16 protein-coding genes are annotated in these 14131 nt (G+C 53.1%); 12 read left to right on the top strand and 4 right to left on the bottom strand.

The features are described from left to right. Window positions 1–187: 187 nt before the first annotated feature. Both H3V09_RS02180 and H3V09_RS02175 read right to left on the bottom strand, forming a co-directional pair. Window positions 188–916: an SdpI family protein gene (locus H3V09_RS02180; protein WP_144177072.1), complete on the bottom strand. Its 729-nt coding sequence runs from the start codon at window positions 914–916 to the stop codon at window positions 188–190. Between the two features lie 10 nt (window positions 917–926). Then, window positions 927–1265: a metalloregulator ArsR/SmtB family transcription factor gene (locus H3V09_RS02175; RefSeq protein WP_052733317.1), complete on the bottom strand. Its 339-nt coding sequence runs from the start codon at window positions 1263–1265 to the stop codon at window positions 927–929. 283 nt (window positions 1266–1548) lie between these two features. On the opposite strand from H3V09_RS02175, the gene H3V09_RS02170 reads away from it, so the two are divergent. From H3V09_RS02170 to H3V09_RS02115, 12 genes are all read left to right on the top strand, one after another. Continuing rightward, entirely contained in the window at window positions 1549–2223 is a 675-nt protein-coding gene (locus H3V09_RS02170) for an HAD family hydrolase (protein ID WP_198190797.1), read from the top strand. A gap of 174 nt (window positions 2224–2397) precedes the next feature. Continuing rightward, window positions 2398–2967 carry a DNA repair protein gene (locus H3V09_RS02165; RefSeq protein ID WP_198190796.1) on the top strand — a complete coding sequence of 190 codons (570 nt, stop codon included), beginning with the start codon at window positions 2398–2400 and terminating at the stop codon, window positions 2965–2967. Window positions 2968–3287: 320 nt separating this feature from the next. Next, window positions 3288–4328, top strand: coding sequence for a zinc-dependent alcohol dehydrogenase family protein (locus tag H3V09_RS02160; RefSeq protein WP_198190795.1), 1041 nt, complete (start codon window positions 3288–3290; stop codon window positions 4326–4328). Between the two features lie 314 nt (window positions 4329–4642). Then, window positions 4643–5374 carry an ABC transporter ATP-binding protein gene (locus H3V09_RS02155; protein ID WP_232339333.1) on the top strand — a complete coding sequence of 244 codons (732 nt, stop codon included), beginning with the start codon at window positions 4643–4645 and terminating at the stop codon, window positions 5372–5374. Between the two features lie 32 nt (window positions 5375–5406). Then, window positions 5407–6792 carry a hypothetical protein gene (locus tag H3V09_RS02150; protein ID WP_198190793.1) on the top strand — a complete coding sequence of 462 codons (1386 nt, stop codon included), beginning with the start codon at window positions 5407–5409 and terminating at the stop codon, window positions 6790–6792. Window positions 6793–7104: 312 nt separating this feature from the next. Further along, window positions 7105–7638 carry a ClbS/DfsB family four-helix bundle protein gene (locus H3V09_RS02145; protein ID WP_198190792.1) on the top strand — a complete coding sequence of 178 codons (534 nt, stop codon included), beginning with the start codon at window positions 7105–7107 and terminating at the stop codon, window positions 7636–7638. A gap of 210 nt (window positions 7639–7848) precedes the next feature. Continuing rightward, window positions 7849–8445, top strand: coding sequence for an RNA polymerase sigma factor (locus H3V09_RS02140; protein ID WP_198190791.1), 597 nt, complete (start codon window positions 7849–7851; stop codon window positions 8443–8445). Between the two features lie 14 nt (window positions 8446–8459). Continuing rightward, window positions 8460–9305 carry a hypothetical protein gene (locus H3V09_RS02135; RefSeq protein ID WP_198190790.1) on the top strand — a complete coding sequence of 282 codons (846 nt, stop codon included), beginning with the start codon at window positions 8460–8462 and terminating at the stop codon, window positions 9303–9305. Between the two features lie 107 nt (window positions 9306–9412). Next, the gene (locus tag H3V09_RS02130) at window positions 9413–10030 is read left to right on the top strand and encodes a hypothetical protein (RefSeq protein WP_198199025.1); all 618 of its coding nucleotides are present in this window, start codon (window positions 9413–9415) and stop codon (window positions 10028–10030) included. Next, on the top strand, window positions 10027–10785 hold the full coding sequence (locus tag H3V09_RS02125; protein WP_198190788.1) for a murein hydrolase transporter LrgB: 759 nt from the start codon (window positions 10027–10029) through the stop codon (window positions 10783–10785). Before H3V09_RS02130 ends, H3V09_RS02125 begins: the two co-directional genes overlap by 4 nt. 31 nt (window positions 10786–10816) lie before the next feature. Further along, entirely contained in the window at window positions 10817–11677 is an 861-nt protein-coding gene (locus tag H3V09_RS02120) for an ATP-binding cassette domain-containing protein (protein ID WP_198190787.1), read from the top strand. Between the two features lie 35 nt (window positions 11678–11712). Continuing rightward, entirely contained in the window at window positions 11713–12117 is a 405-nt protein-coding gene (locus H3V09_RS02115) for a DUF2511 domain-containing protein (protein ID WP_198190786.1), read from the top strand. 299 nt (window positions 12118–12416) lie between these two features. On the opposite strand, the gene H3V09_RS02110 is transcribed toward H3V09_RS02115, so the two are convergent. Together H3V09_RS02110 and H3V09_RS02105 are read right to left on the bottom strand one after the other, a co-directional pair. Continuing rightward, on the bottom strand, window positions 12417–12944 hold the full coding sequence (locus tag H3V09_RS02110) for a hypothetical protein (RefSeq protein ID WP_198190785.1): 528 nt from the start codon (window positions 12942–12944) through the stop codon (window positions 12417–12419). 84 nt (window positions 12945–13028) lie between these two features. Next, entirely contained in the window at window positions 13029–13832 is an 804-nt protein-coding gene (locus H3V09_RS02105) for a MerR family transcriptional regulator (RefSeq protein ID WP_198190784.1), read from the bottom strand. Window positions 13833–14131: the final 299 nt, after the last annotated feature.

Genomic DNA, 14131 nt, shown 5'->3' with positions numbered 1-14131 from the left:
AGCAGATTACCTGTCCAGATTATTGCAGCTTGGCTCGTGAAATGATGCTGATGATAAAGGACCGTATTGTCGGGTGCTTGATTTGATCTAAATCAGCTTTGAGTCCTTCAACGAACTCAGGAAGTTCTTACTTGTATCCTGATCTGTCATTTACAGTCTCTTTTAGCTCACGCATTGCATACAGGAACTAATGGTGGTAGACAGGTCCTCCCTGTCCGGCATACTTTCTGCCCGCGTATGACCCATAGGCAAACATGAGTACAAGGACGATTGCCAGAGCGGTTCCACAGGTCCAATAGAGCCTGACTCCGCCATAAGCCAGGGCAGCAAGGATCATGACCACGCCCAGAATCATGGAGAGCACCCCGCCAAATTGCTGACAACGGCGCCAAGCCTCGCGGCTGGAGTAGGCACCTGGCACTCGAAAACCGCTGATGCCGTTGGGTCTGATTTTAGGAGCAAGATTGCCGATGACTATTAGAATCAGACCGGTCAATAGCATGGCGACTTTATCGATGCCGAAATCCGTCGGCCACCAGTCCCAATGAGGATCGGCAGCGGCTATGGAGAACGTATCTATAACAGCGAAAACAATCTGCATGCCTAGCCCACCCAGCAGAAAAACGGTTAAGGTATGTCCCGCTTCATCACCACGTTTAATCAAATATGCGCGCAGGACGAGCATGAGGATGGTCCAAATCAGCGCAATGACAAGACAGAAGCAGGGCATCCAAACCAGCTCCTGGGGAGAGCCCCAGCGATCCACCTGGTTCTGTGCATTCCAATGAAGCGGGACCTTTTCGTTTGGCAGACGATTGACAACTAAGCAGCTTACGCCCAGCATGATCATCCCCGGCAACCACTGAGCCACGACCAGGGTCGGGACGAACCGACCCGCTTTGCCGCCATCAGCCATGAGAATCTCCTTAGGACTCTGAAACCGCCGCCGAATCAGTTTCCGTGCTTGCAGTCTGCGGTACAGGCAGACTTCTCTTGTCGCTGGCGCTTGTCCGCAGGCGGTAGAGCCACTGAATGGTGCTGTCCAGCACACTCAGATTGAGTTCGTAGATGACCCTGGTGCCCTGTTTGTGGCCGACAATCAGGTCTGCTTCTTTCAACTTCCTCAGATGATAGGACAGCTTGGATGGCGTCATTCCCAGCTTTTCGGCCAGACGTCCGGCCTCCATGCCGCCCTGCTCCAAAAGATCCAGCACACGACGACGCAGAGGATCAGCCAGAGCCGCTGTTGTTTCCTGAATAGCCATAAGACTCCTTTTCGATGATTTTCTCTAGTATTTTTATGCTAACATTGTTTCAACCAATATTGTATATCTTCTTCAAATTATATGTGCTTTTCAATCACTGAGCGCAAAATTTTTGACAATCGTTGAGGTTGATGTCTTTCGTGGCAACACTAAACTGTTGAACATACCTACTTTTCTAAAGACAAGGCTGATTGAGCAGAACATTGGCTCTAAGCCGCTGGGCCAGACCCAATCTGAGGTCATGCTACTATGAATAACTTCGGCGGATAGGAGAATTTGCGGCATGGGCGAAAATGGAATAAAAGTCAACATTGGCAAGGCCGCCATCTTCGATCTCGACGGTACACTTCTGGATTCCTTGGGAGTCTGGAAGGAAATCGACCGCCGATTCTTTGCTCGCCGCAACATCCCCATGCCGGACGATTACGCATCTGTAGTAGCCTCCATGCAGACCGGTGCCATTGCCAGATACACCATCGACCGCTTCCACCTTGACGAGCGCCCAGACGATCTTGTGGAGGAGTGGAACGAGGACGCGCTCCTGCTCTACGCCACGGCTGTACAACCCAAGCCACATGCACTCGATTACCTGCAAGCGCTAAAAGCCAGCGGTGCCGCCCTGGCCGTGGCAACCAGCCTCCCTCCGCGCCTGCGACAGGCGGCTTTGAAACACGCTGGAATGACCGATTCTTTCGACCAGGTCTGCAGCGTGGATGACGCCGAAAGCATCGGTAAGGAAGAGCCGGAAATCTACCTGCTGGCTTCGCGGATGCTTGGTGTTGTGCCTGACCATTGCACGGTGTTCGAGGATCTTCTGGTCGCCGTCGATTCGGCCAAGCGCGCTGGAATGAAGGTCTGGGCCATGTACGACCAGTCTTCGGCCAAGGATTGGGACTCCATTCGCTCTGAGGCCGATGGCGCTATCACTGACTTCGCCCAGGCGCCTGCCATCCTCTGACTCGCTCCGCACCGACTGGAGCCAGCTGTTACCATGAAAAGCGTCAAGTAATTTGGTGGAGGCATTATGGGCAATTCAGGCAGAATAAATGCCGGTTGCTCAAGGTGGCTGTACTCACGTTTGCTCGCTCGTCTGGGATTGCAGAATTGGTGGCCAGCAGAGACTGACTTCGAAATGATGATCGGAGCGGTGCTGGTCCAACATACAGCCTGGGGAAACGCGGCCATGTCCATCGAGCAGCTGCGCAAGGCCAACCTGCTCAACCCCTGCAACATGGCCGACGTCGACCTGGCAAGACTGACGAGCTTAATCAGATCAAGCGGCTTTATGAAGGCCAAGGCACGCACCTGCAAAGCCCTGGCTCAGTGGCTGCTGGCTCATGGCATCCGCACCGCCGATGTGGAAGACTGCGCAGATGAAGGCCTGCGTGACGACCTGCTCACCATTGCCGGGGTTGGACGCGAGACGGCGGATGTCATACGGCTCTATGCCTTCGGCCAACGCTGCTTCATCTGGGACGCATATGCACGCCGAATGCTGGACGGTCTGGGGTGGGCCTCCCTGCGGTCATACCAGGAAGGCGAAAAACACGAGGCAGATTTTATTCGGGTTGACCAATGGCCACTCAACGATCTGCGCGAATATCACGGGCTGATCGTCCAAGCAGGCAAAAACAATCGCAATCCCCAGGCCTACGCTGCTTTCCTTAAGGAACTTGGCGGCCCACAAAGCTCCTCCAAATGAGTTGAATCGTTGGGGTTCGGCCTATGACGTGCATGCAAGGTTGCGTACGATTTGTCACAAGGCGTATGACGATACCTCAATACGCCACCTCTACATAGCAACCCTTATAGGGCGCCCCTATGCAGAACCCCCTATAAGGCACCAATATATGGCTGCATCTTATGACCGTATTCACGTGTGACAATCTTGTCCGCACCTCTGTGAATCGCGCACAATAAGGATTTGACTTGACTTCGAGCGAATTGAACTCCGTAGACTATGTTTCATCCGCATACTTGGCAGACGGATCCGCCAGGTAGTGAAGAATGGGGAGCAGGAGCATGAAGGCAGCAAAGTTTGTGAAGCCGGGTCGCATCGAGCTTGAGGAAGCACCGATGCCGACCATCGAAAAGCCCGGAGATGCCGTGATTCGGATCGTCCGGGCCTGCGTGTGCGGATCCGACTTGTGGTGGTACCGGGGGATTTCCTCAATGCCCTCAGGCAGTCACGTAGGGCACGAAGCCATCGGCCGGATCGAGAAGGTGGGCCCGGATGTCTCTCATGTCAAACCTGGGGACTTCGTCATAGCGCCATTCACCCATGGCTGCGGGCACTGCGCGGCCTGCAGGGCCGGCTTCGACGGTGACTGCCTTGATCCGGACAGGCGGGGGAGCGGCGGCTACCAGAGCGAGTATCTGCGTTTCACCAACGCGGACTGGGCCGTGGTGAAGATTCCAGGCCAACCTGAGGATTATAGCGACGACATGCTTGACTCTCTGCTAACCCTCTCCGATGTGATGGCCACCGGTTATCATGCAGCCGCAACAGCCCAGGTCAAAGAAGGCGACACAGTCGTTGTCATGGGCGATGGAGCGGTGGGTCTGTGCGGAGTCATAGCAGCCAAGCTGCGTGGGGCCGAACGCATCATCGCCATGAGCCGGCATGAGGACCGCCAGAGGTTGGCGCGTGAATTCGGGGCCACTGACATCGTGGCTGAACGCGGCGACGCTGCTGTGGAGCAGGTCATGGCTCTCACCGACGGAGCCGGAGCCGATGCAGTCCTGGAATGCGTGGGCACCGAACTGTCCACCGACACTGCTGTCAGAGCAGCCCGGCCCGGCGCAGTAGTCGGCAGAGTCGGCGTACCGCAGCAGGCTACCATGGACACCTCTCAGCTGTTCTGGCGCAATGTCGGTCTGCGAGGCGGCACGGCCGCAGTCACCACATATGACAGGCATCTGTTGCTTGACCAGGTGCTCAAGGGCAGCATCCAGCCAGGCAAGGTCTTCACCAAGCGCTTTGCCTTGGATCACATCCAGGAGGCCTATGAGGCCATGGACCAGCGCACCGCCATCAAATCCCTACTGCTTGTTAGCGAATGAGGCTGCAGCAGTAATCAGCTGATCCCCGCCGCTACTGACTTTGCCAGTGGCGGCGCGTAAGCATGGCTGATCGAGCATGCCTCTTATTTCGAAAAATCAGGGTCGAATCAGGGATAATTCAGGGTAACTCAGGGTATTTCATCCCTTCTTTCGCTGATATCAATGGAAGTGACTGATGACGACAAGGATGACCGTCATACAGGGGCAAGCGACGAACGAGGGCACATGACATCTGCGAGGCGAATCAGCATTACTGAGCGTAGATACCTCGGTCTGGAAGGTCGTCGATGATCATCCAAGTGAAAGATGCAACCATGAATAACCCCAACGTAAGCGAAAGCAGAGGCCCGACACCCACGATTGAAGCTACGGGGCTGTCCATGGTGGTCTCCCCGCGCCGCGGCGATTCACTGACCATTCTCGATGACATCTCATTCACTGCCTATCCGGGGGAGATGACCGGCATCATCGGGCCGTCAGGCAGCGGCAAATCAACTCTGCTGTACTGCCTGGCTGGGCTGGAGAAGGCCACTAGCGGCACTGTGCTTCTGCTGGGCAAGGACATAACCCGTCTGGGGCTGTCGGCCATGACCAAGTTCAGACGCCAGCATCTAGGCTTTGTATTCCAGTCCTACAACCTGATCACCAGCATGACAGTCGAACAGAATCTGGCTCTGCCATTCACCCTTCGCGGATCCCGCTTTCCCAGAAAGACGGCGGATTCACTCTTGAAGTACTTTGGCTTGATCGATCAGAAAAAGCAAAGCGTCACCCTGCTGTCAGGCGGCGAGCAGCAACGTGTTGCCCTGGCCCGCGTCCTGTTATCCGACGCAGACGTGGTATTCGCGGACGAGCCGACTGGCGCCCTGGATCAGGAATCCGGAGAAAAGGTCATATCGGTGCTGAAGGAACTCGCCAACCACGAGAAGAAAACCATCATACTGGTGACGCATAGCAATGAAGTGGCAGGTCAGTGCGATCGGTTGTTTGCCGTGCGCGATGGCCGAATCAGCCAGTCATTCTCTGCGAAAGCGCCCATGGCATGAGAGGCGCTCTGTCCGAACTCAAAGCAGCGCCCATGGTCTGGAGCGCCGTCTTGCTGGCCATGGTCGTATCCCAGACTGTCATCTGCTCCCTCATCGCGATCGCCACGATCATTGATCAGGACTATCAGGGCCCGGAGCAGGTACTTGGATCCACATACACTGGTCCCGCCTTGGCATTCAGCGTGATCATCACCATAGCTGTGCTGCTATGGGTCATGAATTCAGCACTGAATCAACGCCGGCATCAACTGGCGCTCATGGTTTTGCAAGGCGCTCTGCCTTGGCAACTGCTGGCCTGGAATCTGCTGATAGTCATGGGATTATTCATCCTGTCCATTGCAGCCACCTGCCTTTTGCTGCCGGTGATTACGCCCTTGACCTTCGCCATGGTGACAAATCCATTTGATTTGCATTTGACCTATGCCGGCAGCCACCTGTTCGATTCGCTAGGCAAAGGCCTCGCTTTCAGCGCTGCGCCCATCTTCATAAGCACCTTGTTGACTATCCGTTCGCTCTCGAAAATACGACCAATGGAAGCCCTCAGGCAATCCCAGGACCCTCCAAAGCGGATAGGCGTCTTCCGCTTCCTCCTGGGAATCGTATGCTTGATTGGTGCTGGCTGCATGTTGCTGATTCCAGCTTTTGCACTTGCAACTAACCCTCGTGCCAGTCAGATGAGCAGCGATGCCGCTCCAGATCGGATGACGGTATTTCTCGCCTTCGCCATGGGCGGCATGTTCCTCCTGATATTTTCGCTGGCAGCTTTCGCGCCATATCTCCTGCCCGGCTTCACGGCGATATGGACGCGTATTGTAGCGTTGCCATCCAGAACCTGGAGGCTGGCAGGCCAACAGGCTGTCGGCAGCATACAGCGCCAGGGAGCGACGATAATCCCGATGACTGCGGGTCTATCATTGCTGATGACCGTCAGCGGAGGGTTGAGCACAATGATCACCACCTTGCTAGTCGCTTTTCCCCACACACCAGGCAGCGTTCCGGCGACCACAGACATGTTTGCGAGTCTCTTGGCGCTCACTGGACCGCCAATAATCATCGCGATAACAGGTGCAATTGCAGGCACCTTGATCACTTCCAAAGGCAGAGGACTTGATCTGGCGCTGACCTACGTATCAGGTGCTGGAATCGGCCAGCTCAGAGTATTGGGCGCGCTTGACGGCATCATCACTATGATTACCAGCACACTGTTCTCCCTGGTCATCACATTGCTCTGCACCTCATCCCTGACTTTCATGCTCTCACGCTTCATGGGCAAAGCACAGATGAGCGTGCAATGGGGCGCATGGATCGTAGTGGTGCTCATCGTATCCCTGCTTGGTGCCGCAGCCACAGGAATCCAAGCTCTGACCACCAGGTTCGAGAACTCTGTCAGCGTCATATCGCATGCCATCGGCGAGTAATAAAGTCCTGTGGCATACAGCCGGGTACATATTTGAGCCACTGCAAGCCTGCCGACTTCTGTCATTCCTTCAGGTCTCTTGTTAAATCAATTAAGTCGGTACATGCAACGCTCGGGTTGATGAATTTAATTGGTAGGTGCGACTTTGAGCACTTGATGGCTTTCCACCAATACAGGTAAATATTGGAGTATGCGACGATTTGCTACACACGAGCATTTGCAAGGCCCATATGGGGTACAGTCGATGACAAACCGAGACAGGTGACAATCAACCAGTCAAATCTTGTCAACAACAGACAAATGGAGGACCGTCATGGCGCGACCGACCACCAAGGAAGAACTCATCAAGGCGGCTGATGATGGCTTCGACAAGCTGATGGCGTTGCTTGATCCGATGACACCTGAAGAGCGCAATGGCCGCTTTTCCTTCGACCTGAGTAAGGAGAAGGGGGCCCATTGGGCACGCGACAGGAACATCAAAGATGTGCTCGTCCATCTCTATGAGTGGCATCTGCTGCTGTTGAACTGGGTGGAGGACAACCAACAGGGCAGGACCCACGACTTTCTTCCCGACGGCTACAACTGGCGTAATTACGGCGAGATGAATGTGAAGCTGCGGGACAAGCATGATGACACCACCTACGATCAGGCTCTGAACCTGTTTATCGAATCCCATAAGAAGGTCATGGCCCTAGCACAATCGTTCACCAACGAACAGCTATTCACCAAGGGCGCCCTCCCATGGACCGGAAACTCTACCTTGGGCTCCGCCTTCATCTCTTCGACCTCCAGCCATTACGACTGGGCCCTGAAGAAGATACGGAAGTACTTGAAAGGGCGCAAATAAGCGCTAGGACACCTGAAAAGAGCCGGCTTCACTCACAGACAGTAATGGGTTGCCCTGCGACTTTGCGACTAAATTCACAGGATGGGCGACCCTAAAAGCGACATCCCAACATATTCGTAATAGCAATGGAGCATAACCGCGATAACCGCTTGCATAACAGTATGCAGGATGATATCTAGGATGTAGACAACATAGAGAAGGACATCATCAGTGAAACGATCTCGCATTGATCCAGATGCTGATGATATAAGGCTGATCAAAATGGTGGCTGACGAAAATGAATCGGCCTTTGAAGCACTTTACAATAAGTATGCTCATACCGTCCAAACCTTTATTTCCTTGCGAATATCCGACGATGAGGATGCCAGTGAAGTTTTTACTGACACATGGCTGGGCTGCTGGCGTTCCTCAAAAACCTTCCGCGCAGACAGCAAGGTGCTTACCTGGATACTCAGCATTGCCCGGCGGCAAATTTATATGAAACGTCGCAAACCGAAACCACCTGAGCAAATGGAGCAGGCGGAACTTGACTCAATAACCGATGATCAGCTGGAGCCTGTAGAACTGGTCAATAAGGATCTGACGATGGAAATAATACGGCAAAGGATTGATGCACTCCCAGCAGAAATGGCATACACGGTGACGCTGGCATGGCTTCACCAGTTACCCTACCCGGAAATAGCCTCCCTGCTCGACGTTCCAGTTGGGACTGTGAAATCTCGCATTGCCCGGGCAAGGCAGATCCTGCGCCCGCAGTTGACCGACCTTGTTCCAGCCAAACCCCATAAACTGCAGAGCCAGAGATAATTGAAGGGGTGATTATGACAGACCGATATAAGAGCACAAGCTCAGACAGAACAAACCCAGTTACCGGACAATACCAGGGTGAAGTTCAGGAGGTTCTTAGAGAGAAAGAGCTGAATGCCCAGCCAGCAGTTCCGGCTTTTACTAGCGTAATGAAGGCCATCCACCAGAAGCCTTCGCTGGCAACGGATCAACCGATACCATTCATGCGTCGAGTGCGTTCCTGTGGCCCACTTGTTCGGGCACAATTCCGCCTCATACCGCGATATATCCTACTGGTGGAAATTGCGATAGCAGCGTGCTCCGTCTTAATTAGCAACCTTATGCAAGGTGCACGTTACGGCAGTCTCGGTATGCATATCTTTTCAAATATGCTCATGCTCAACATGGCACTGACAATAATCCTGGTCTTTTCCATTAAAGAAGATCGTGAATTAATGCTCAGTATGCCCCTGGGACCTCAAGTTGTAGTAGCTACCAGGCTATTGCTGGCCTTTATCTCCAACATTGTCGTCGGAGGAGCAGCCTTATTGATTGTCACTGCCATCAACCCTGGAATAAGGCCCCTGCCAGTTATTACCCAAACCATAGCCCCCATAACACTCCTGGCGAATATCGTGGCCCTCTTATGCATATGGCAATGCTCTTGGGTTGCACTGCTCCTAGGGGTACTTGCACCACTAGTGAGAACCTTGCAGAACTTGAGATCATCATTTTTCCTACCGGCATGGGTCAATTCGGTACCCACTACAACCGCAGCCTGGGCGGGGACCATCCTCCTGGCAGTGGGACTCCTGTCTGCTGTTATCCTTACAGCCCCTCTTGCCTGGCATACTCAACTCGCCGGTGGAGATAAAAATTAATGAACCTTTTCATCCTCTCTCGCTACTAACTAAGCAGACGGAACGAGTAGCGAACAGTGTCTGGCGGCAGCCGAGGCCAAAACCAGATATGAGGAAGGTGGACGAGGTTGGCTTTCGTAGGTATACAGCTCAAGAGGCTTTATAGGCTGGTATTACTGCCGTTCATACTGACTGCAGGTATTCTTCTTGCGGGCTTCTTACTGGAAGGCATTTGGTCACCGGGCCGCATACGGCCGGTTATGATGGCTCTTACTCAGGTGCCAGTAATTGCTGCTGGCCTATCTACAGCTTTTGTGCTCAATGGTGACCCAATCGTTGAACTTACTGAGTCAACTCCAACTGGATGGCGGAAAGTTCAAGTGACCAGGCTGCTTATCATTACCGGAGCAAATCTTACTGCCGCAGGCCTTCTTTTTATCGGCTTGCATATGATGCGGCTTTGGCCACGTGACATGGGATGGGTGAGCATCATTACCCCGGTTGGCAGTATATTCATTGTCAACTGTCTGGTTTTCCTTATAGCCGTACTCACCACGTCTATGCCAACATCGTCGCTGGCTTGCATGGCTATTTGGCTGTTTTTATGTTTTATATGGGATCCATACATCACCGATCCGGTTCGGCAACGACTCATTCCATTGTTTATTGCAGCAGCAGGCGCAATCTTCGGATGGGACATGTGTGGTGATGCGGAGCACAATGTTCTAAAGGTGGCAGCCCTATGAGGATACTGAGCCTTGTACGCATCACGCTACTGATGTTTTATCGGCGCAAAGCCTTGTGGATAGCCAGCATACCGCTGGCGCTCTTCGCCCTCTTTTTAGCCTATGCTTCTCCTATGTCACCTGGATTCAGCAACACAGATGGTCTTGTCTTTACCGGACAGGTTCTTGCTATGTTCACCCCATTGGCATACGCAGCATCTTTTAGCGACCTTATGACTGCCGGCAAGCGAACAGGTATGGACGAGCTTGAATCCACCTCCCCCTTGCCGATGGCCGTCATCCGCTCGGCTCATGTCTTGGGAGCCTGGGTTATCTGCATATCATCTTCCCTGTTTTTCCTTGTATTGATCGCGGTCTACCAAGCCTTTAAAGGCAACGGTAAGGCAATACTGGTGGCCCTGGCAGTAGCACTTGTCATACTCTCACCATCAATGCTGATCGTTATGGGGATATCCGCCCTGCTAGGAGCCCTGTTGCCCACAATCGTAGCCCGAATTCTTGCCGTCCTGGTATGGGCTTGGCTGGCTTTCTATACCCCCCTCTTACCACTTCCAACGCTCAACGGTGGCCCTCTGGCCGTTATTGGTGATCCCATTGCGCAGGGATGGTTCCACACAGATCCTATGTACGTACCGGCGAACGGCCCCTTTACCGTCCAATCAGGAGTCATATCCCTGCTCTGGCAGGTGTGTATTATCTTCCTTCTTTTCACTGGTGCAAACATAGCCTCCAACCACATAAAAGCTCGGGTCTGACTTTCATCTGACTTTGAAAGGAATTACTCACATGTTTATCTCCATTGACCATCTGACCAAGGATTTTCGGGGGAGACCTGCCGCTTTAAACGATTTGACCGTTGATCTTCCACAGGGCATGATAGGACTTATTGGACCAAATGGTGCCGGTAAAACAACCCTCATGCGTATTCTCACCGGAATAATCAAACCGACTAAAGGTAAAGTTTTTATTGATGGGCAAGACCTGTCTTCGCCGGCCAATAGGCGAAATTTAAAACGACACCTGGGTTATCTGCCACAGCACATCACCCACTACGACAACCTGACACCACTTGAATTTCTTGACTATATCGGCATCTTGAAAATGATTGGCAACAAACACGTACGGCAGGAGCAGGCACATACCCTCCTGGGACAGGTGGGGTTGGAAGACGTGATGAACCTACCTATCCGGGGCCTATCCGGGGGTATGAGGCGCAGGGTTGGCATCGCACAGGCCCTTATGGGCGACCCCCAGCTGCTGGTAGTCGACGAGCCCACAGCGGGGTTGGATCCCGAAGAGCGCATGCGGTTCCGCACACTCCTTGCCCAACTGGGACAGGATCGAACCGTCATCCTCTCCACCCACATACTCGATGATGTTGCACAAACCTGCCCTTGGGTGTGTGTATTACGTTGCGGACGCAACCAGTATGACGGGCCGACAGAGGGACTGATCCATGAAGCTGCCGGTCACACCTGGGTCACGCCCCCCATCGCAGCCCCACCGGATAATGCCACAATCATCAACGGGGAACCCACCCCACAGGGGACAAGGTACCGCATAGTCACCGACACCCCGCCCGCAGGCTCTGCCGAGACCGCACCCAACCTTGAGGACGGATATATGGCTTTGGCCAGCGAGCGCTAGAAACCGTCTCCAAGTATGAAAGAACCTCGATAATTATGAAACGAATCAAGCAGAGCCTCAGAACCCTTTTCCTTATATGCGCCACAATTATTCTGACAGTAGGGGTTGTCGGCTGCACTGATGGCATGAAGCACCCTGAGGAGTATTCCACTGATGGAAGCAATAAGGTTGCAGCCACCAGTAACCCGCAAACAATTTCGAAAGAAGAACTGGGACACACCTGGCCTCTGAAGGTAGATGAGGGCACCGTGTCATGCAAGCTCAGTAAGCAGGGAGACCCCACTCTCCGCTTTACCACCTCAGATGGCGACCAATATGCGCTCAACCAGGTGCAAGACAATGAGCATCTCAAAAGCATTGAGACATTAAAATCAGATAAGAGTAAGTCAGTAGGAACTCTGATGAGTTTCGCCTTCTCGGTCTGCGATATACCAAAATAAACCAGTTTTACAGGGGTTTGCGGCTTGTCTTCTCCAGGTAGTCTATCTGATCTTACCGGGTCCAGAGCAACCTACCGGATCATGCATCTACATTCTGCTGCCACTGTGCTCTTCAACTGACTGGCAGCGCAGTTGGAATCCCTCTTCTTACCACCAAGTTTTGCCCGCCATCGAGAACGAAGCCAAAATTATCTGCTGAAAGATGCAGAGCCTTATGTTTTGACCCACCGGCTCGTTCGAGACATCTAATCGTTGCTCTTGCAATCAAATCACGAATAGGGGAGGTGCTTGATCTTTGCTCATTGACCGTGCGAGTTCAGATAAACTTGAGCCTTCTGTTTGTCGACAGCCAAAGCGGCTGTCAGAATAAGAATCAGGCCTTCTGGAGTGTGAATCCTGGCTTCGAGTGAGTTCCACGGCTTACGTAATGGAGCTGAAGTGGAGCCAGGACGAAGGCGCTCGCATGCATCCACAATCTTGCTGATCTGCTTTTCCGTGACTGCTACGCTCAGGCTTCCTATGGACTCCATCTCTGTGTCAGGGCTGCCAGCTTTGGGGCCACTCTTGCGAATCAGCACATCCTGAAAGGCCCAGCGCCGCAGGTGAATCATCACGCCTGGCATGGTGTATAAATTGATGAAACCCAATCCCTGCGTCCAGAAAACCTCTGATTCTTCTAGATTGTGGCTATACAGGCACATGAACATGGGCATGAGGTAAATGCCCTTATAAGGCTCCGGCGGCTTCGCATCCTTCCCTGGCTCCGGCACGGGACTTATGCTTGCACCTGTATAAGCAGTAGCTTTGGGCTGGTCATGGTTGTGCATGGTTACCTCGTTCTTTAATTGAAGGATTTTCAATTGGGTTGTCAAACAGAAAACGTGATACGTAGATGGAAGATACTGACTGCGTCACTCCCATTTGGCGGTAGCCGGATCTATCCCATTTGCACGAGCCGCAGTTTCGATTGCAGCAAGCATCCATTGCGCCAATCCAGGTTCCAGTTGTTCGTAATGGCGCCTGAAACGCGGGTCGGCCACATACATTCGCCCCAGAATGACATGCATGGACGGCGTCACATGGAACCATGACAAAGCCTGCCGATGCTCGTCAATCAGTTCTAGAACCTTATCTGAGGACGGTGGCAGGCCTTTTTGTTTGGCTTGTGCAAGCTCACTTTCCACGTCTTTAAGCCGGGTCATGTCCTTTTTCTGTTCTTGTTCGGAGCGGGAAGCTTTTCGCTCCGCATACTCAAGCCACTGTCTGCTAGCACCCCAGAGTTCGTATGCTTCCGAAAAGTACTGGTCCTCCTGATCGGTCTTCGTAGGAGCTGAATCATTACCTGACCTTCCCTCGGCAAAGGCTATGAGTCGGTCCAGACGATCCGCAGCTTTCCTAAGATGCTGGATTTTCTCATCAATTCGCGAGCGCTGTCCCTGCAACTCGTCCAAAGCAAGCGGTGTCTTGCAATCGAGCAATGCCTTGATTTGTCTGGCATTGAATCCCATCTCCCTGTAGGTCACAATTCGCTCCAGCCGTGCGACGTCATCCTGCATATATTGCCGGTAATTTGACAGTCCACGAATGGGATAGATCAGTCCTTCCTCTTCCCAGTGGCGCAGCATTCTCCTACTGACCCCTGTAAGTTCAGACATCTGACCGATGCTCAAGCCGCTCTTGCTGCCTTCGCCACTGAATTCGCTCTCGCGTGTCATGCCTTGACCCTAAACCCTGCCATCATGTCAGGGTCAAATCAATTGTTTCCCGGAGTGGGGTGAGGGAGTGTATGCACACACCGGCCCCAAACGCCCCAATAACAGGTTCTTGAGGAGGCAGCTTTTGATCCTGCTTGTTTGCGAAGTATCCCCCCCCGATTATGAAAACGACTAAATCCAGCGTGACTCCTTTCCCATGGGTGCAAATTAGCCTCGTCAGCAGCGACGTGTCCCCTACAGGGGACAGTTTCTTTTCCCGCGTTGAAGGATTGCGCCCGTCGAACTTGCATAGGAATCAG

This window comes from Bifidobacterium sp. M0399 (assembly GCF_016100595.1).
Classification (GTDB): Bacteria; Actinomycetota; Actinomycetes; order Actinomycetales; family Bifidobacteriaceae; genus Bombiscardovia; species Bombiscardovia polysaccharolytica.
This window is presented reverse-complemented; position numbering and strand designations above follow the sequence as displayed.